Here is a 23,296-nt window from a genome sequence, read left to right as displayed (position 1 = left end):
AGATGGGAGACGTTATAGATATATATGGATTATCACCTTTGCAAAAAGGAATATTGTTTCATACTTTATACGATCAAGATGATGAACATTCTTTTTCCTACATTGTACAAGTAGGCTTCTTGCTCGGGGGGCAATTGGATGTTGCTACTTTTGAAAAGGCTTGGGAATATGTTATTCATCGACATGAAGTTCTACGCTCAGTATTTGTGTGGGAGGAAGTAGAAAAACCTCTGCAAGCAGTTTACCAACGTCTTCCTTTTACTATTCATCAAGAGGATTGGAGTGCCCATTCGCATGAGGAGAGGGAGAAGAAATTACACCAGTTTTTGACTGCAGATCGTAGAAAAGGATTTTTATTGGATGAAGCACCGTTGATGAGAGTCACTGCGATTAAAGAAGCAGAAGAGGAAACGAGAATCATTTGGACACATCATCATATTTTGCTAGATGGGTGGAGTGTGTCTTTGGTCTTTAGTGAAGTGATGGAAGTTTATCTCAAGATGATAAAGGGAGAATTGTTGAATCTTCCTAAATCTCTTCCTTATAAAAAATATATCCAGTGGATAAATAAACAAGATCAAAGTCAAGCAGAGGAATTTTGGACAGAAGAATTAAAGGGGTTTTATGCACCTACGCCATTAGCGATGGAAAGAAAGGATCAAGAACAGGAGAAGGGCTATGGAGAGTGTGTTTATCAGGTATCTGAGGAACTCACTGAGAATTTACAAGAGTGGGTACGAAATAGTCGATTAACATTGAATACGTTAGTACAAGGCGCATGGGCCTATTTGATGAGTAGGTATAGCGGTGAAAGTGACATCTTATTTGGCATAACTAGCTCTGGACGTCCTACTGATTTGATAGGAGCAGAGAATATGGTAGGTCTATTTATTAACACATTACCTACTAGAATTCGATTAACGGATGATACATCAGTAGTAGATTGGCTTCGTAAAATACAGATGAAAGAAATGGAACGAAGACAATATGAGCATAATTCGTTGGTTGATATTCAAGGGTGGAGTGAGGTTCCGCGGAATAGTTCCTTATTTCATACCTTGTATGTGTTTGAAAATTATCCAATTCAAGGTAAGAGAAATGATGATTTAAGATTACTAGATGTTAAAAGCGCGGAACAAACAAATTATCCTTTAACACTCATTGTAATGCCCGGTAAGAAAATTACTTTAAAGTTGATGTATGATCGAAGCTATTTTAATGAAGAAACAATAAATCGGATTCAGGGTCACTTATTGCAAATATTAATTCAGATGACGAAGAGCTTAGATTCAAAACTCTTTGAAATTACTCATTTAGCAGTGGAAGAGCAGACACAGTTACTAGAGGAATGGAATAATACTCAAGTAAAATATTCAGCTGAAGGCATGATTCATACGGTGTTTGAGGAGCAAGTCAAGAAAAATCCAGAAGCAATCGCAGCTATGTACGAAAATGAACAAATTACCTATAGAGAGTTGGATGAGCGTGCGAATCAGCTAGCACATTATTTACAAAAGCGTGGTGTAGGTTCAGAGTCTCTAGTCGGGGTATATATGGAACGTTCATTACAAATGATGATAGCGTTATTAGGTATTCTAAAATCAGGAGGGGCGTATGTTCCACTTGATCCTACTTATCCAGAGAGTCGGCTTCGTTATATATTAGAGGATGCTGGAATCGAAGTACTAGTGACGGGAGAAAATTCAAAAAATTTATATATATCTGAAGATGTTGAAACGATTTGTATGAATAAAGATTATACTGCAATTAAAAAAGAAGAATCAATCCCATGTATCAGTGGTGTAACAGGGAGAAGTTTAGCGTATGTTATGTATACTTCAGGATCTACAGGTAATCCAAAGGGAGTGATGATTGAGCATCATTCAGTAATCAATTACCTAGAATGGATGCAACATAAATATCCACTTTCTGAAAAGGATGTGGTCTTGCAGAAAACCCCATTCTCATTTGATGTATCTGTTTGGGAGTTATTTTGGGGTATTCACGTTGGAGCAAGTGTATCTTTCCTACCTCGAGGTGGAGAAAAAGATCCTTCTATTATAGCTGAAGTGATTAAAAAACATCAGGTTACTATAGTTCAATTTGTACCTTCGATGTTATCTGTTTTCTTAGATCACTTCAATCATATTGAATTGAACATGAATTGTTCGTCCGTACGCCATGTATTTTCTGGTGGAGAAGAACTAAGTTCAGGGTTAGTTAGACGATTTCAACAGAAATGGAATTATAGTGGACAAGTGAAATTAACCAACTTTTATGGACCAACTGAAGCCACTATTTATGTAAATGCATTTGATATTCAGCCTAATCAAGAATTTGTTTCTATTGGGCAGCCAATACAGAACACGCAATTATATGTATTAGACCAAAATCAACGCTTGCAATCAATAGGAATTGAGGGTGAGTTATATATTGGTGGTGCTGGTTTAGCACGTGGATACTTAAATCGTCCGAATCTTACTGCTGAAAAATTCGTTTCGCATCCATTTCGATTGGGGGAACGACTATATCGAACAGGAGATTCAGTAAGATATCTAACTGATGGAAATATAGAATTTATAGGTAGAATGGACCATCAAGTCAAAATGCGTGGTTTTAGGATTGAATTAGGAGAAATTGAAGCGACTTTAGAAAAATGTTCGTTTATTAAAGAGGCTGTCGTATTAGTTAGAGAAGACCGTCCAGGTGATCAACGATTGGTTGCATATGTAATAAGCGATGGAAATACCCAAGAGTGGAGAGAGTATTTACAAAACCAATTACCGAATCATATGATTCCAGCTCACTTTGTAGAGTTAGAACACTTCCCGCTTACTCCGAATGGGAAAATTGACCGAAAGGCCTTGCCAGCACCTGATGAGCAAGCTATTGGAGATTTAAATGTTCTACCTCGGACGCCATCGGAAGAGCTTATTGCCTCGGTTTGGGGTCAAGTGTTAGGGACAGAAAATATTGGTGTTCAGGATTCCTTCTTTGAAAGTGGTGGGCACTCACTACTTGCTACTCAAATCGTCTCTCGATTGCAAGAATTGTTCCAAATCAAAATCCCATTACGTGAACTTTTCAAGCACGATACAGTGGAAGCATTAGCGAAACGAGTAGATCAGTTGCGCAAAGAAGATAAAAAACGAGAGGTTCCACCCCTTGTACCTATGACACGAGAAGAATCTATTCCACTTTCCTATGCGCAGAAACGTCTATGGTTTATTGAACAATTAATGCCAAATAGTGCGATGTACAATATTCATGCAGCGTGTCGCTTAACAGGTAAATGGTCAATTGAAGCATTGGAATCCGGATGGAATCAGTTGTTTGAGCGTCATGAATCATTACGAACGATAATTCTAAAACAAGAGGGTGAACCTTTTCAACAGGTTCAATCTCATGTATTCAGACATATCTCTCAAACGGATCTAACAGACCTCTCTTTAGAAAATAGGGAAAGAGAAATGAAACGGCTCATTCAAAACGAAGCGGAGGAACCATTTCATTTTGGACAAGGTCCTCTAATTCGAGCACGAATATTGAAAGTGGACAGGGAAGAATGGGTTCTCCTTTGTACGATGCATCATATTATTTCAGATGGATGGTCAATGGGAATCTTACTTGAAGAATGGATGGCTTTTTATGAAGGAGCACTAAGCGGAAAACCGGTGGAATTGAAGGAGTTATCTATCCAATATGCAGACTTTGTCATGTGGCAGAAGGAATGGCAAAAAGAAGAGAATTTGGATCAGCACCTTCAATATTGGAAGGAAGAATTATCTGGGGAGCTACCGGTTTTACAATTACCGATGGATCGTCCTCGACCTGCGGTTCAAACCCACCGTGGTGCAAGTCAGTCCTTAACGGTGGCGAATTCCCTACAGGAAAAGCTCAAAGATTTAAGTCTGCAAGAAGGATGCACTTTATTTATGACATTGATGGCAGCGTATCAAAGCTTCCTTTCTCGTTATACAGGACAAGACGACATCTTGGTTGGAAGCCCAATTGCAAATCGAAATGTTAAAGAGATTGAGGGATTAATAGGTTTCTTTGCAAATACGTTGGTTTATCGAGCAGATTTCAGTGAAAATCCGACGTTCCAAGAACTTTTGTCGCAGGTACGAAAAAAAGCACTAAAAGCCTACGAGTATCAGGACATTCCATTTGAGAAAGTGGTGGAATCTGTAAAACCGGAACGGAATACAAGTCATTCACCGATATTTCAAACCATGTTTACTTTACAGAATACGAAACAAGCGTTTCCTCAGCTATCTGAAAGAAACATGGAACTCATGGAAAGTCATGCTTCTGTTGCGAAATTTGATTTGAGTTTATTTGCTTCTGAGACGGAAGAAGGATTATCGCTAACCTTTGAATACAATACTGATTTGTTTAATGATACAACCATTGAACGCATGGCAAGTCATTTTGAACATTGGTTAAATCAAATTGTCTCTCATCCAAAATATTTATTATCTGAACTGAATATGTTATCGAAAGCAGAATATAAGCAATTACTAGAGGAATGGAATGAATCAGGTGTTGTAGATATACAAGAAAGCACGATTCATACATTGTTTGAAGAACAAGTGAAAAAAACACCAGAAGCAATTGCAGTAGAGTGCGAAGATGAAGAACTAACATATCGAGAGTTGGACGAACGCTCGAATCAGCTGGCACATTATTTACAGAAAAATGGTGTTGCATGCGAATCATTGGTTGGGATTTGCGTTACACGTTCATCCGAGATGATTGTCGGCCTCTTAGGAATTATGAAGGCAGGAGGAGCATATGTCCCAATTGATCCAGCGTATCCGGAAAGTCGACTGCAATACATTTTAGAGGATGCTCAAATAAAGGTACTGGTGACACAGGAAAAGTTACAACAAAAAATGGTTATAACTAAATCCGTTGCCGTGATTTGTATTGATCGTGATCGAGAAGAAATAGAACAAGAAGTAACTACAGTGTGTACCATTGAAGTGACGGGCGATAATTTAGCTTATATTATCTATACTTCAGGTTCCACTGGAAATCCAAAGGGGGTAATGATTGAGCACAGGAATACAGTAACAATGATTCAGTGGGCGCATCACACATATTCCCAAAAGGAATTAGCGGGAGTATTAGCTTCAACTTCGCTATCCTTTGATCTATCCGTTTTTGAAGTGTTTGTTCCCTTAACGATGGGTGGTAAGGTGATTGTCGCTGAAAATGCTCTACATCTAGACAAGTTGTCTACCAAGGGTGTGACTTTGGTCAATACTGTGCCATCGGCAGCGAAGGAACTGGTTCGCGCAAAAACAATTCCTTCTTCGGTAAAGGTGATGAATTTGGCTGGAGAACCATTACCATATTCACTCGTTCAAGATTTATACGAGAGAAGTACGATTGAGAAGGTGTACAACCTATATGGACCGTCCGAAGATACTACGTATTCCACATATATGGAATTAGAAAAGGGTGTCATGTATAGGGTACCACCAATTGGTAAACCAGTCTTCAATGCAGAAGTATATGTACTGAGTGCTGAACAAAAAATGGTTCCAATTGGTGTAGTTGGTGAGCTTTACATTGGTGGATCAGGATTAGCACGTGGATACTTAAACCGTCCTGACTTAACGCAAGATTGTTTTATACCGCATCCGTTTAAAGAAGGAGAGCGAGTATACCGGACTGGAGACCTAGTAAGGTATCTGCCAGATGGAAATTTGGAGTATCTTGGCCGAATCGATCATCAGGTAAAAATTCGTGGGTTCCGGATTGAACTAGGAGAAATTGAAGCGACATTGCAAAAGCATTCATTAGTTAACGAAGTTCTTGTGATGGTGCGGGAAGATTATCTTGGTGATCCACGTTTGATTGCCTATGTTGTGGGAGATGGGGATGCTCATAAGTGGCGTGATTATCTCAAGGACCAGCTACCAAATTACATGATTCCAGCCTATTTTGTCGGATTGAATGCATTTCCACTCACTCCAAATGGAAAGATTGATAGGAAGGCCTTACCAGTACCAGAGAGACAGGAGATAGTGAGGGGGTATATTGCTCCCCGTACACCTACGGAAAAAACAATCGTTTCAATATGGCATCAAGTTTTAGGTGTAGAAAATATTGGAGTGCAGGATTCGTTTTTTGAAATAGGTGGGCATTCATTACTTGCTACACAAGCTGTTTCCAATCTTAAAGAGGCTTTTGGAATCGAGTTACCATTGCATGATCTATTTACGTTTCATACGGTGCAACAATTGGCAAAACAGATTGATCAATTGTTCTATAACAAAAATCAAGAAATACAGAATGATAGTAAGGAGAATGTAAGTCTTCAAGACTATATTCAAAAAGAAGCAGAAGTGAGTAATGATGAAGAATTACTTGAACTACTTAAGCAATTAGAAGAGCTATCAGAGGAAGAAGCACAAGGAATATTCGAGAGTAATTTAGTTGAGGAAGGGGTAAAAAAATGAGAAGTGATTTACATGCAAAGCTGAGTTCACTTTCTCCTGAGAAAAGAGCTTGGCTTCAGAAGCGAATGCAAAAAAAGGAGAATAAAGAAGCACTTCCGTTGTCTTATGCACAACAACGTTTGTGGTTTATGGACAGATTTAACCCAAACAGTTCTTTATATAATATTCCAACGGTATGGCATCTAAAAGGAAATTGGATTCCTGAAGCATTAGAAAAGGGATTCAATCGACTCATTGAACGTCATGAATCATTACGAACCGTTTTTAAAGAAGTAGGAGAACAACCTGTACAACAAATTGTCGAATTCCTTCCTAGAGCATTACCTGTAAGGGATTACTCGCAACTTCCTCTAGAAGTAAAAGAAAAAGAGGTAGATAGTTTAATTGCGAGAGAAGCGCAAGAACCATTTGATTTAATGAATGGCCCTTTAATTCGTAATCAGCTTGTTCAATTAGGAAAGGATGAATGGTTATTACTATGTACGATGCATCATATTATTTCTGATGCTTGGTCCATCGGTATACTCATGAATGAATTACTTACTTTCTATGAAGAAGAAACGGGCGGGAATCCTGCTAAATTAAGTTCACTATCCATTCAATATGCAGACTTTGCAAAGTGGCAAAAGGAGTGGTTGCAAGGTGATGTGTTAAATCGTCAACTTACGTATTGGGAGGAAGAATTGTCTGGGGAGCTTCCTATATTACAACTGCCAGTGGACCGACCTCGACCGGTTACGCAAACTTACGCTGGGGATACGCATCACGTGATTTTTCCTTATAGATTACTCAATCAATTAAAGGATATAAGTCGACAAGAAGGATCTACCTTATTTATGACTTTAATGGCTGCATACCAGAGCTTTCTTGCTCGTTATACGGGGCAAAAAGATATTCTAGTCGGAAGTCCGATTGCAAATCGGAATCATAAGGGAGTAGAAGGATTAATCGGTTTCTTTGTTAATACGTTGGTTTACCGATCAGATTTGAGTGGCACCCCTACTTTTCGGGAGATTTTGAACCAAACAAAGAAAAAGGCGTTAAAAGCTTACGAATATCAAGATATACCATTTGAAAAAGTGGTAGAAGCTGTACAACCTGAACGAAGTATGAGTCATTCTCCTATCTTTCAGACCATGTTTACACTACAGAATATAAAACAAGAACGACTAGATTTGTCTGGTAGAAGTATCGAAATGGTAGAAAGTAATATGTCTATTGTAAAATTTGATCTGAGTTTAACTGCCTACGAAGTGGAAGAAGGCCTATTTGTCTCATTTGAATACAACACGGATTTATTTGATAGTAGTACCGTTGCACGTATGGCAGGCCATTTTGAGAACTGGTTAAATGAAATCGCGTATCATCCAGATGAATCATATACAAAGCTGTCAATGTTATCGGACACAGAGCAGAAACAACTCCTAGAAGAATGGAATGATACTGACGTAGTTTATGGTCATGAGTATATGATTCATGAGCTATTTGAGCAGCAAGTTGCACGTACACCTGATGCAGTGGCGGTAGTTTATGAGGGTGGAAAGCTAACGTATCAAGAACTCAATGAAAAATCGAATCAATTGGCACATTATCTACAAAAACGAGGTATAGGACCTGAATCATTGGTCGGTATATGTGTTGAACGTTCTCCTGAAATGATTATTGGTCTCTTTGGGATTTTGAAAGCAGGTGGGGCTTATGTCCCACTGGACCCAAGTTATCCCGAAAATCGCCTGAGATACATTTTAGAGAATTCACAAATTCAAGTGCTGTTAACAAAAGAGGCACTACAGGACTGGTTACCTAAAGATATTCAAGCAATTTGTTTAGACCGGGATCAAGTAATGATTTCTAAAGAGAGTAATTTGGCTCCGGTGAGTGGAGTAACAGCAAATAACTTAGCCTATATCATATACACTTCGGGTTCGACGGGAAATCCGAAGGGAGTAATGATTGAACATCATTCGGTTATCAACCGCCTACAGTGGATGCAGAAAAAGTATCCATTATCTGAGGAGGATACAATCCTACAAAAGACACCGTTTTCATTTGATGTTTCTGTCTGGGAATTATTTTGGTGGTCATTTGTAGGAGCGCGTGTTTGTTTGCTTCAACCAGGAGGAGAGAAAGATCCTGCGGTGATTGAGGAGTATATCGAACGATATCGTGTGACCACCATGCACTTTGTTCCGTCGATGTTATCTACTTTCTTGGATTATATGGAACAATATAATTCGAAAAGGGATGTATCGTCTTTAAATCAGGTTTTTACTAGTGGAGAAGCATTAAATACTGAACAGGTTCGCCGGTTTAAGGGGGTATTTTACGATGTTCAGCAAACAAAGTTAATTAACTTGTATGGCCCTACCGAAGCGACTGTGGATGTGACTTATTATGATTGTGATTTAGAAAAAGAACCTATGCTTATTCCAATTGGTCGTCCAATTGATAATACAGAGTTGTATGTGTTGGATCAATATCAACAGGTGGTACCGATTGGTGTGGCGGGGGAACTTTACCTTGGAGGAGTAGGCTTGGCACGTGGCTACTTCAATCGACCAGAGTTAACTACTGAACGTTTTATTCCGCATCCCTTTAAGGAAGGGGAACGATTATATCGAACGGGTGACCTGGTGAGATATATGAATGATCGTAACTTGGAGTATATTGGAAGAATAGATAACCAAGTCAAAATCAGAGGATTCCGAATTGAACTGGGAGAAATCGAAGCAGCTTTACATGATCACTCATCTGTAAAAGAGGCTGTCGTGTTGGTGAAGGAAGATCGACCAGGAGATAAGCAGTTAGTAGCTTATGTAGTGGGTGAAGGGGATACTGGAGAGTGGCGTGAATATCTGAAGAAGCAATTGCCAAATTATATGGTTCCGGCATACTTTTTCCAAGTTGAATCGATGCCACTCACTCCAAATGGTAAGGTGGATCGGAAAGCTTTACTGGAATTGGAGGCACAGTTCATAAGTGAAGATATTACTTCATCAAGAACACCAGTGGAGGAGCTCATCGTTTCTGTATGGGGTCAAGTATTAGGTATAAGAAATATTAGTGTTCAGGATTCTTTTTTTGAAATCGGTGGTCACTCGCTACTAGCTACTCAAGTAGTGTCACGCTTACAAGAAATCTTTCAAATCGAATTACCGGTACGCGAACTATTTGAGTATGCAACGGTGGGGTCACTGGCAAAGCGATTAGATCAGTTACGTAAAGGAGATAGAAAACGAGATATTCCGCCACTAATGCCGATGGAACGAGGGGAAACTATTCCACTATCTTATGCCCAACAGCGCTTATGGTTTATCGATCAATTTACACCTAATAGTGCACTTTACAATATGCCAATAGTATGCCGCCTTACAGGGAGTTGGCTACCTGAGGCATTGGAAACGGGATGGAATCAGCTAATAGAGCGTCATGAATCATTGCGGACGGTCTTTCATGAAGTGAACGGTCAACCCGTACAGCAAATTGAACCGTATGCTTTTCGATTAATTCCGAAAACGGATTTAACTATGCTTTCTCCAGAAGGCCGAGAAGAAGAAGTTAAACGTTTGATTCAACAAGAAACAGAAATGCCATTTGATTTAGGTGAGGGTCCACTGATCAGGACAAGTATTTTGCAAGTGGGAGAGGAAGAATGGATTCTCCTTTGTACTCTACATCATATCATTTCAGATGGATGGTCAATGGGAGTCCTACTTGAAGAATGGATGGCATTCTATGAGAAAACTACGGATGGAAAGGTAGCAGAACTTGAACCATTACCGGTTCAGTATGCCGACTTCGCTCAGTGGCAAAAAGGATGGTTGAAGGCGGAAGTGCTTGATCAACAACTCCAATATTGGAAGGAAGAATTGTCTGGGGAGCTTCCTGTACTCCAACTTCCTATGGATCGCCCGCGTCCCGCAATACAAACTCATGACGGGTCGACATACACTCTGGTTCTGCCAAGCGCGATACATGACAAATTGAACGAATTTAGTCGCCAAGAAGGGGCTACACTCTTCATGACGCTGTTGGCTGCATATCAAAGTTTTCTATCACGTTATACGGGACAAGAAGATATTCTGGTCGGAAGTCCAATTGCTAATCGAAATTATAGAGAAATTGAAGGACTTATTGGTTTCTTTGTCAACACGTTGGTTTATCGGGCTAATCTGAGTGGTAGACCGACATTTCAGGATGTTCTGTCTCAGGTTCGTCAAAAGGCATTGAAGGCGTATGAATATCAAGATATCCCTTTTGAAAAAATTGTAGAAGTTGTACAACCAGAGCGGAGTACAAGTCATTCGCCAATCTTCCAGACTATGTTCATCTTGCAAAATATGAAACAAGAGTTCCCGGTGTTATCTGGTAGAAGTATTGAAATGATAGAAAGCCATAGTCCAATCGCAAAGTTTGATTTAAGTGTAATGGTAGCTGAGACGGAAGAGGGAGTACGTTTTACTTTTGAATACAATAAGGATTTATTCAATGCCACAACTATTGAACGGATGGCAGGGCACTTTGAGAAATGGCTACACGAAGTTTCCCATTACCCGCAAAATCCGTTGCATAGTCTGAGCATGCTATCGGAACCTGAGCGTACTTTGTTATTAGAAACATGGAATGACACTGTAATGGAAATGCCCCCACAGGGTCTTATTTGCGACAGATTTGAGGAACAAGTAGCAAAGCGTCCTGAAGCGATTGCGGTAGTTGATCAAACAAAAGATTGGACTTACGGTGAACTGGATGCACAAGCAAATCAGTTGGCAAATGTTTTACAGCGAAAAGGAGTCGCTCCAGAGTCAGTCGTGGGAGTTTATCTTCCGAGGTCGGCTGAGCTCATGGTAAGTTTACTAGGCATATTAAAAGCTGGTGGAGCTTATGTCGTTTTAGATCCGTTGTATCCAAAATCAAGGTTAGAATACATGATTGAAGATGCAGGAATTCAATTTGTAGTGACGGCGGAAGGACAAGAAGGCCTTTTCGAACAGGTCGAAATGGTGAGGTTAGAAGAATTAACAGTGGAAAGCGTAATCGCACCTACACGGCAGATAAATCCAGAGAACTTAGCTTACATTGTCTATACCTCTGGCTCTACAGGAAAGCCAAAGGGTGTCATGATTGAATATCGCTCATTAATGAATATGGTTTCTTGGCATCATGAAGTTTATCGTATTACAGCAGAGGATCGTGCGACTCAGATTGCAGGGATTGCTTTTGATTCGGCTGTCCAGGAGATTTGGCCGTATCTAACTGCTGGTGCAGCACTCTACTTGTCAACAGAGGAACTGAGAATTAATCCAGAAGCACTAAGAGACTGGCTCATTGATTCGCGAATAACAGCTAGTTTTGCACCTACGCCTATTCTGGAAAGACTCTTGAAATTATCTTGGCCAGATAAAACGGATCTTCGTTTTATCATTACCGGCGGGGATCAATTAACGCAGTATCCATCTAACGATATTACTTTTGCGGTAATCAATCAGTATGGTCCATCGGAAAATACCGTTGTTACCACGGATTGTTATGTACCTGTAGGAGTGACAACAGGTACGCCATCGATTGGTCGACCGATTGCGAATACAGAAGTTTATGTGTTAGATTCTCATCTTCAGCTAGTACCAAGTGGTGTGATTGGAGATCTCTATATTGGAGGGAAGAGTCTTGCTCGTGGATATGCTAATCGTCCGGACCTTACAAAGGAAAAATTTATTTCGCATCCATTCAAGTCAGGAGAACGTCTCTATTACACCGGAGACAAAGCAAGTTATCTTTCTGATGGTGCTCTCCAGTTCCATGGTCGTATAGATGACCAAGTGAAAATTCGTGGTTTCCGGATTGAATTGGGAGAAATAGAAGCAGTCTTGCAGGCACATTCTTCTGTGAAAGAAGCGGTTGTATTGGTACGAGAGGATGATCCAGGCGACAAGAGATTAGTAGCTTATGTAGTTGGTGAAGGAAGTGTCCAAGAATGGCGAGAGCATCTACAAACACATTTACCAAATTATATGGTCCCAACAAACTTTATTGAGATGGAATTTTTACCACTTACACCGAATGGAAAACTTGATTTAAAGGCATTGCCAATACCTAGCAAATTATCTACGGAAAATACCGTTCACGCACGAACTCCGCTAGAAGAACTTATCGCTTCAGTGTGGAGTCAAGTGCTGGGAATAGAAAATATAGGTGTTCAGGATTCTTTCTTTGAACTTGGTGGTCATTCTCTACTTGCTACACAAGTGGTCTCACGCTTGCAAGAAGTCTTTCAAATCAAATTACCGGTACGTGAACTGTTCGAATATTCAACGGTCGAGGCACTGGCGAAGCGATTAGATCAGTTACGTAAGGGAGGCAAAAAACGAGAAATTCCACCATTGATGCCGATGGAACGAGGAAATGCCATTCCACTTTCTTATGCTCAACAGCGCTTATGGTTTATCGATCAATTTACACCTAATAGTGCACTTTATAATATGCCGATGGTATGCCGTCTTACAGGAAATTGGTTACTAGAAGCATTGGAGGTGGGATGGAATCAGTTGATAGAGCGTCATGAATCATTGCGGACAGTATTTCATGAAGTGGACGGTCATCCTGTGCAGAAGATTCAACCGTATACTTTCCGTTCCCTTCCACAAATTGACTTAACTAAGATTTCTCCAGAAGAGAGAGAAAGAGAAGTGGAGCAATGGATTCAAACTGAAGTCGAATCCCCATTTGACTTAGAGCAAGGGCCATTGTTCCGTGGACAAATCGTGAAAATTTCAGAAGAAGAATGGGTTCTTCTGTGTAATATGCATCATATTATCTCGGATGGATGGTCGATGGAAATCTTGCTCCAAGAATGGATGGCATTTTATGAGGAGGCGATTGGTGAAAAACCAGCAGACCTTGCACCACTACCAGTTCAATATGCCGATTTTGCTCAGTGGCAAAGAGAATGGTTGATAGATGAAGTACTAAACCAACCGCTTGCATATTGGAAGGAAGAACTGTCTGGTGAGTTACCAGTCTTAATGTTGCCGATGGATCGTCCCCGTCCTCCGGTGCAAACCCACCATGGATTAACTCATAATGTGTTGTTGTCACGCTCATTACTGGATAAATTAAACGAACTTAGTCGTCAAGAAGGGGCCACGCTTTTCATGACCTTATTGGCATCGTATCAAAGTTTCCTTGCCCGTTATACAGGACAATCAGATATTCTTGTTGGAAGCCCAATTGCGAATCGAAATTATCGAGAAATTGAAGGGTTGATTGGTTTCTTTGTCAACACGTTGGTTTATCGAGCTGATTTAAGTGGCGCACCGGCATTTCAAGAGTTGTTGTCTCAAGTGCGGATAAAAGCATTGAAGGCATATGAGTACCAAGATGTTCCGTTTGAGAAAATTGTGGAGGTTATCCAACCTGAACGAAGTACAAGTTATTCTCCGATTTTCCAAACCATGTTTACTTTGCAAAATACGGGACAAGAGCTACCAAAGCTACATGGACGAAGTATAGAAGTAATGGACAGCCACGCTTCAATCGCCAAATTTGATTTAAGTTTAACTGCCGCAGAAGTGGAAGAGGGCTTATTGCTTACTTTTGTTTATAGGACTGATTTATTTGACAGTTTAACTATTGAATCCATAGCAGAAAATTTTGGGAACTGGTTGAATTTAATCGTGGAACATCCTGATAAATCATTAGCTAAGTTGCCGATACTGTCAGGATTACAGCAAAAACAGTTAGAAGAGTGGAATAATAATGCTGTAGCATATCCACAGGAATTTGGGATTCATCAGCTGTATGAAGAGCAAGTAAATCGTACACCTGACGCGGTGGCAGTGGTAGATGAAAAACAGCAGTTAACCTATCGAGAGCTGAATGAAAAAGCAAACCAATTGGCACATTATCTCCAGAAATGTGGGATTGGGAGCGAGTCATTGGTTGGTCTCTGCTTCCAGCGTTCAGCTGAGATGATTGTCGGTCTCATGGGGATCTTGAAAGCTGGGGCAGCCTATGTTCCATTGGATCCATCGTATCCAGAAAGTCGCCTACGATATATTCTGGAGGACACAGGGATTCAAGTATTGGTCACGAACGAAGCATTAGAAGGTTGGATAACTGAAGAAATCAAAACAGTTTGTTTGGATCGGGATAAAGCGATGATTTCGCGAGAAAGCACCCTTTCACCAATATGTGAAGTGACAGGAGAAAACTTGGCGTATGTAATCTATACTTCGGGATCAACAGGGAATCCGAAGGGAGTTATGGTAGAGCATCACAATGTGATTCGTTTATTTAAATCGACGGAATGTTGGTATCAGTTTGATGAAAAAGATACTTGGACGCTTTTCCATTCTTATGCGTTTGACTTCTCGGTATGGGAGATTTGGGGGGCATTACTCCATGGCGGAAGATTGATTGTTGTTCCTTACTGGATTAGTCGATCGCCCAAGGATTTCTATCAACTGTTAGTAAAGGAAAAGGTTACGGTTCTTAATCAGACACCATCCGCATTTCGACAATTGATACAAGTGTGTGAACAAGAAGATGAGAAGAAAGACTTGCATCTGCGCTATGTCATATTTGGTGGGGAAGCACTCGATCCTACCAGCTTGGTACCATGGTTTCAAAGGTATGGAGGGCAGGAACCACAGTTAATTAATATGTATGGAATTACAGAAACTACCGTTCATGTTACGTATTATCCAATTACTCAAGATGATGTGCAGCATGCTTCAAGAAGTAATATAGGAAAACAGATTCCAGATTTAGAAGTGTATGTACTAGACGCTTGTCAACAACCTGTGCCTATTGGCGTAGCTGGCGAACTATTTATTGGTGGAGCAGGACTTGCACGTGGATATTTAAACAGATCCGAATTGACTGCAGAGCGTTTCATTCCTCATCCATTCAGTAGTGACCCAGGAGCGCGATTATATCGGACAGGAGACTTAGCGAGATACTTACCTGATGGAAATCTGGATTATCTTGGGCGGATTGATCACCAGGTGAAAATCCGTGGTTTCCGAATTGAGCTCGGAGAAATTGAATCTGCTTTAAACGCACATGTCTCCATAAAAGAGGCTGTTGTAATTGTTCGAGAAGATCAGCCGGGTGATAAACGGTTGGTGGCATATGTCGTGGGTGATGGGAATGTAGGTGAGTGGAGAGATTATCTCAAGGCGGAACTACCAAGCCATATGGTTCCTTCAGGATTTGTGATGATGGAAGCCATTCCACTAACTGCTAACGGAAAAGTTGATCGTAAGGCCTTACCTGTACCAGAGGAGAGGAAAATCGAAAGTGAATGTGTTGCCACGCGGAATGGTAACGAAGAAACACTGGCCACCATTTGGAAGCAAGTATTAGGGATTAAAAAGGTGGGAATCCATGATAATTTCTTTGAAATTGGTGGAGACTCGATTCTCAGCATTCAGATTGTCTCTCGTGCGAAGCAAGCAGGTTTGCAATTGACGCCAAAGCAAATGTTTGAACACCAAACGATTGCTGAGTTGGCGCAAGTAGTCAATGAAGAACGGGGTGTACAAGCAGAGCAGGGAGTTATAACTGGAGAACTGATCCTTACACCAATTCAGCAATGGTTTTTTGCACAAGATCATCCAAACCCACACCATTGGAATCAATCCATGTTTTTTAGAACAAAAGAGCGACTGGATATAGTATTACTGGAGAAAGCTGTGCGTACCCTTCTAATCCATCATGATGCCTTGCGTTTAAGATATGAACGGTTACCGAATGGAGCTTGGAAACAGTGGAACGAAGGGATCGAAGAACAATCGACGCTGACCGTTATTTCATTAGACGAAGTGCCGCAAGCAGAATGGCATCAAGTGATTCAAGCGGAGATTGACACTGCACAAGCAAGCTTGCACTTACACGCAGGACCGCTAATGAGAATGGTGTATTTTGATGAAGGTGAGAAAAGAGCCGGCCGATTATTCTGGGTGATTCATCACTTAGCAGTGGATGGTGTTTCTTGGCGGATTTTACTGGAGGATCTGCAAACGGCGTATAATCAAGCGAGCCAGGATCAGATGATCCAATTACCTACAAAGAGTACATCCTTTAAAGCGTGGTCGGAGAAATTGCATCATTACGCTGAAGCTGGGATTGTGCAAGAAGTGCGTGATTACTGGGAGCAGCAATCCGAACAAGAAGTGGCTATGCTACCAGTGGATACCACCCTCGAAGTTCCAGCCAACACAGGAACCGAGGAGATTACCGTGGTGCTGGATGAGAAAGAGACCCGTACGTTATTGAAAGAGATTTCAAGCACTCATCGTGTCCAAATCAATGAAGTACTATTGACAGCATTGGTACAGGCTACGGCAGCATGGACAGGTCATCCGGCGCTGACCGTGGATTTGGAGGGGCATGGTCGGGAAGAGATTATCGAAGACGTTGACCTATCTAGAACCGTGGGGTGGTTTACAAGTATTTATCCTGTTCACTTAAATATTACCGGTGCTGACACGCCAATTGCAGCATTAAAAGCAGTTAAAGAACAAGTGCGTAAAATTCCTAATAAGGGTGTTGACCATGGAATTTTGCGGTATCTGAACACAACAATATGCGAGCAATGGGGGTCTCAACATACACCGTCTATTAGTTTTAACTATCTTGGACAATTTGACCAAATGTTTTCTGACGATGCAATACTTATTCCAGAGAACGGATTTAAGCGCTTAGATCATGCTTCTGGTTCCAAGCGATCGCATTTAATTGATGTAATTGGAATGGTAACGGATGGGAAACTTCAGTTCACTTGGGTATACAATGTAGGACAATATGCGAAATCAACGATTCAAAGTATTTCAGAGAATATGCTCCATCAACTAAGTAAATTGATTCAATCTGCGGGTGGAGAATCTGCACTGACCGTTTCAGATTTTGTGATGGCTAATCTTGACCAAGCCAGTTTGACAAAAGTATTAACCAAGATGAATCGTGGAAATAATTATCCGATTACCGATTTATATCCACTATCGCCTTTGCAAGAAGGTATGATTTTCCATACATTGCATGACCAAGGGGAGGAACATGTAGCGCCTTATATAGTGCAATTAAGTTTCATGATTAGAGGAGAATTGGATATTGCTACTTTCGAACAGGCGTGGAAATCGGTAATTCAGCGGCATGAAATTTTCCGCTCAGCTTTCCTTTGGGATGAAGTTGAAGAGCCTTTACAAGTGGTGTATGAGAGTGTTCCATTTAAGGTGAATGTAGAAGATTGGCGTACGCTGACTGCTGAAGAAAAAGAAGAGAAAAGAAAAGCCTTTTTGGCATTGGATCGAAAACAAGCCTTTCTTTTTGATAAAGCGCCATTGATGCGGGTGACTGTCATTCAAGAAGGTGAGGAAGAATATCGGATTGTTTGGACACATCACCATATTCTGTTGGATGGATGGAGCCTACCACTGGTCTTTAACGAATTGCTTACAGTGTACCAGAAGAGAATGAATGGAGAAGCCGTGCATTTACCTAATTCATCGCCATACAAGAAATATATTCAATGGCTAAGAGAACAGAATCAGGAGCAGGCGGAGCAATTCTGGAGAGAGAAACTTAAAGGTTTTACAGCTCCAACCCTGCTGGGCTTAGAAAGTAAAGAGCAAGAAAAAGGTTACACAGAGAAGGTAACTTGTTTATCAGAAGAGCAAACCCAAGCGTTACAAAACTGGGCGAAGCGCAATAGGCTCACTTTGAATACAGTAATTCAAGGTGCGTGGGCGTATCTCATGAGCCGGTATAGTGGAGAAGATGAAATTGTCTATGGTGTAACTAGCTCAGGACGCCCTACGGAGATTATTGATGTTGAAAACATTGTAGGTCCTTTTATTACCACATCACCGACGCGAATTCAGTTGATAGATAATATAAAAGTAATGGATTGGTTGCTGAAGATACAAGAGGAAGAGATAGAAAGAAGACAATATGAATATGCTTCTTTGACAGAGATTCAAGGATGGAGTGAAATTCCTAGAGGAACCCCGCTGTTCCATAGCTTGTATGTGTTTGAAAACTACCCAGTGAAAGAGGGGTCCTCAGGAAATCTAGAAATTGGTGAGTTGGAAGGAGTAGAGCAAACTCATTATCCATTAGGATTGACAGTTGTTCCAGAAAGCCAGTTGTTGTTAAAGTTGAAGTATGATCGTAGCAAGTTTAATGGCCTCACCATTGAACGGATGCTGGGCCATTTAAGCCAGGTGTTAAAGCAAATGATCGAGAACGTTGATCAAACTCTGTCGGAGCTGGTGTATGTTACGGAAATAGAACAGAAACAACTGCTGGAAGAATGGAATGATAATGCAGCAGCGTATCCACGTGAAAGTGTGATCCACAAACTTTTTGAAGATCAAGTGGATCGTACACCTGATGCGGTGGCAGTGGTGGATGAAAATCAGCGGTTGACGTATCGAGAGCTGAATGAGAAAGCAAACCAATTGGCCCATTATCTTCAGAAAATGGGGATTGGAACGGAGTCATTGGTCGGGCTTTGTTTCCAACGTTCAGTTGAGATGATTGTCGGTCTCATGGGAATCTTGAAAGCTGGATCAGCCTATGTTCCGCTGGATCCATCGTATCCAGAAAGTCACCTACGATATATTCTGGAGGACACAGGAATTCAAATATTGGTTACGAACGAAGTATCACAAGGTTGGATGCCTGAAGAAGTTGAAACAGTTTGTTTGGACCGAGATCAAGCAATGATTTCGCAAGAAAACACTCTTTCACCAATATGTAAAGTAACAGGAGAAAACTTGGCGTATGTTATCTACACTTCAGGTTCGACCGGGAATCCAAAAGGGGTTATGGTGCAGCATCATTCGGTATTAAATCTATCCTATGGTTTACAGAAAGAGGTTTTTTCACATCGGGCACATGATAACATGCGCGTTGGTCTAAATGCCTCAATCGCCTTTGATTCATCCGTTAAACAATTACAAATGCTTTTGTATGGTTCTAGTTTGTATATTATTTCAACAGAAGTTCGCAGTGATCCTCAACAGTTTATATCTTATATTCGGGAGAATAAGTTGGAAATGTTCGATATAACACCTTCACTACTCCAATTACTCATAGATGAGGGGTTGTTAGAAACAAACGATAGTGTTCATGTTCCAAGCAAGGTACTGGTCGGTGGAGAAGCGATTATGCCATCACTGTGGGAACAACTAGTAGAGAATGACCATATCCATTTTTATAATGTATATGGTCCTACGGAATGTACGGTTGATGCGACATGCTATCGTATCAAAAAAGATAGTAAGAGAGTAACCATTGGGCGTCCGTTGCCAAATGTTCAAGCCTATGTATTGGATGAGAAGTTGTTACCTGTTCCAGTTGGTGTAACGGGTGAACTTTATATCGGTGGAGCAGGCCTAGCGAGAGGATACTTGAATCGTCCAGAGTTAACGTTAGAACGTTTTATTCCACATCCATTTAATGAAGGAGAACGGTTATACCGGACGGGAGATCTAGTCCGTTATTTAGCTGATGGCCATTTGGATTATCTGGGAAGAATCGATAATCAAGTGAAAATTCGAGGATTCCGGATTGAGCTTGGAGAGATTGAAGCGAATTTAGAAAGTCATCCATCGGTGAAAGAGGCGGTAGTCTTGATAAGAGAGGACCAACCAGGAGATCAGAGATTGGTTGCTTATGTGGTGGGTGAAGGAAGTATGCATGAATGGCGTGAGCATCTCAAGAGACAAGTACCGAATCATATGATTCCTGCACACTTTATTGAGGTGGATGCGATTCCGCTTACAACAAATGGGAAGGTTGATCGAAAGGCACTGAACAGCTTAACGATTCAAAGAGAAAGTACCTTTTCTACACCAATTATCCCACGGGATGAAATCGAGTATCAGCTGATTACAATCTGGCAGGATTTGCTACAGTTAGAAGATATCCATGTAAACGATGATTTCTTCAATATAGGAGGTCACTCTCTCCTTGTAATCAAATTGATTTCAAAGGTCAGAGAGAAATTTGGAAAAGAGATTAAGGTGCCCACACTAATTAAGAATCCGACAGTGGAAGGAATCGCTTGTCTCATCCGTGAGAATCATCGTATGGAAGAATCATTATCGGTTCTGGTTCCATTACAAGAATCAGAGAAAAGACCTTTCTTCTGTGTTCACCCGTTTATGGGTAATGTACTCTGTTACATTCAGCTAGCAAGGTTACTCAAGGATCACTGCTCATTTTATGGTTTACAGAATCCTCTCGTAGAGAAAGAAGGAATGAACGGGTTGATTTTATCGGAAGTAGTTCAACTCTACATCGAGGAAATGAAGCGGGCTCAGCCAGAGGGGCCATATCGTCTGGGAGGATGGTCTCTGGGTGGTGCCATTGCCTATGAAATCGCAACTATGCTACGGAACCAGGGAGAAGAAGTTGAGGTGTTGGTACTATTGGATACCAAGGTGCCTTCAGAACGGGATTACAAGACAGAGGATGACATGCTATCTTATATATTGGAGCATTTCATCCATATAGAGCTAGTGGATCAGGAAGAAGAGCTTGTTCATCAACAGGACATGCTTGTTGAGCAATTAATTGTGGAAGGAGTGCTCCCGCCTGATGCAAATCTTACGAATTTGAAGCAACTTATCAATGCTCACAGGAAATGTCTGAATTTAATGGTAGAGCATGATTTAACACCATATTTTGGGGAAGTCATTTACTTTAGTGCTGAGGAAGGTAAAGAATTGTTTACGGATTGGAAGCCTTTATTAAAAGGAAGAGTGAATATGTATTCGGTCCCTGGATCACACGAAGAAATAGTAGCTTCCCCCGCAGTTGAAAAGCTAGCTAAGTATCTACTAAATGAATTAGAAGGAATAAAAGAGACATCCCTTTCGCTAACGGAAAAGTAGAGAGCACAAAAGAGGCAACTTTATAAACGAACATTGTTATTATTAAAGTTGTTATTTGTGAGTAGTAGTGTAAATAAAGAGAGCAGTCCAATAACTGCACATCAAGTGTAGGAGATTATGTATATATCAAGAGCATTACTTTTTAAAGGGTTAATGAAAAATTGCTTGATAGGGACATAGAAACATATATGAGTTGTTCATAGTATGCTGTAAATTCTCTGAAGTTTTTGTACCAGAAGCGAATGCCTTGATGATATTGCTGAGGAAAGGTGTATATTTTCATTGATATGTAAATATGCACCTTTTCTATTATATTTGCACTTGAATAAATGCAAGTTAGAAAATGAAATTGAATTTCTATAACGTATACATAGGAAGACATCCTTTTAAAAAGGAAGTGATTTATCATACAAATTCATGCTGTGAAAATACCAAAGAATATTGAAAATCATTTGTTTAATCAATTTAGTAACTTGATTTCAAATGAGAAGAGAGAACGAATGAAGCGTTTATTAAATTTATGTGATATTAATAGGACTTTGATAGGAGATTTATTAATCCGTTCCCTAGTTTGCCAAAAATATAAAATGAATAATGAAGAAATTAAATTTATATATAATGAGTACGGAAAACCTTTTGTTCAAAAATTTTCTGACTTTCACTTTAATATTTCGCATTCAGGAGAATGGGTGGTCTGTGCCACTGCTAATTCTAATGTAGGTATTGATATTGAAAGAGTTTCAGACATAGAGGCTCTTAAATTAGCAAATGAATTTTTTTCAGAGGAAGAATTTTATGATTTATCTAATATGAATTCTGATGAACAAATCAATTATTTTTTTGATTTATGGACATTAAAAGAAAGCTATATAAAAACGATTGGTAAAGGGCTTTATATCCCGTTAAATTCATTTTCTATAAAAAAAGAGTCACGAACTTTAATCTCATATAAGAATATACCTAAAGACTTTTACTTTAGACAATATAGCATTGAGCCGAATTATAAGATATCTGCTTGTGCAACAAGGGAAGAATTTCCGCAGGATATAATAATTAAAGATATTTATACAATTTGCCAAAATATAAACAAATTTTAAAGTAAGGAGAAAATCAATGCAGAAGACTAAACTTTTTTGCTTTCCACATGCTGGGGGATCTGCGTTTAGTTACGCAAAATGGAAAAATTACTTTAATCCATATATTGAAGTAGTCCCAATAGAGTTAGCTGGTAGAGGATATAGAATTGAAGAAAGCTTGTACCAAAGTATGGAAGAGGCCGTAAATGATGTCTACACTAGTATAGTTAAGCAGATAGAGCATTCGCCCTATATTCTATATGGGCATAGCATGGGAAGTTTGATTGCCTATGAAGTAGCCAGAAAAATACAAGATTCTAAAAACGTATTGCCTGAATTTCTTGTTTTGTCCGGTAGAAACCACCCAAATAGTAAAATGAAAAATATCCGACATAATCTTTCTAACGAACAATTTAAAAGAGAAGTTATTGCAATGGGAGGTACACCGTCCGGGGTACTTCAATCAGAAGAATTAATGGGAATTTTCCTCCCAATTCTAAGAGCAGATTTTAAAATTGTTGAGACATATATTCATGACAATAATATGCAAGCATGTGATATTGATTTTCTTATATTTAATGGGGAAAATGATGAATTTACTACATATAATCAAGTAATAAAATGGGAGCAATACACAAGTAAAACGTGTACTTTTCACTCTTTTAAAGGTAATCATTTCTTTCTAAATGAAAATATTGAAGAAATAGCAAATAGAATTATAAGAAAGTTAGATTCTAAAAGATTTTCAACTAGTTTTTAGAGTTTTTCTAAGTACAATCATGGCTGAGAAACCAAAAATTAAAGGTGAAAAATACGGTTCTGGTGCAAAAATAGAATAAAAGAT

General features: G+C 39.9%; 4 protein-coding genes. All 4 read left to right on the top strand.

Translation table 11 applies throughout. The features are described from left to right. Nucleotides 1-2 precede the first annotated feature (2 nt). Entirely contained in the window at nucleotides 3-6,473 is a 6,471-nt protein-coding gene (locus NSS74_RS25190; RefSeq protein WP_340814513.1) for an amino acid adenylation domain-containing protein, read from the top strand. Then, nucleotides 6,470-21,376, top strand: a complete 14,907-nt coding sequence (locus NSS74_RS25185) for a non-ribosomal peptide synthetase (RefSeq protein ID WP_340814512.1) — start codon at nucleotides 6,470-6,472, stop codon at nucleotides 21,374-21,376. Before NSS74_RS25190 ends, NSS74_RS25185 begins: the two co-directional genes overlap by 4 nt. A gap of 422 nt (nucleotides 21,377-21,798) precedes the next feature. Then, the gene (locus tag NSS74_RS25180; RefSeq protein WP_033716522.1) at nucleotides 21,799-22,473 is read left to right on the top strand and encodes a 4'-phosphopantetheinyl transferase family protein; all 675 of its coding nucleotides are present in this window, start codon (nucleotides 21,799-21,801) and stop codon (nucleotides 22,471-22,473) included. A gap of 16 nt (nucleotides 22,474-22,489) precedes the next feature. Next, on the top strand, nucleotides 22,490-23,212 hold the full coding sequence (locus tag NSS74_RS25175) for a thioesterase II family protein (RefSeq protein ID WP_002035038.1): 723 nt from the start codon (nucleotides 22,490-22,492) through the stop codon (nucleotides 23,210-23,212). The last annotated feature ends 84 nt before the right edge of the window (nucleotides 23,213-23,296 follow it).

It is taken from the genome of Bacillus sp. FSL E2-8868 (assembly GCF_038005505.1).
Lineage (GTDB): Bacteria > Bacillota > Bacilli > Bacillales > Bacillaceae_G > Bacillus_A > Bacillus_A mycoides.
This window is presented reverse-complemented; position numbering and strand designations above follow the sequence as displayed.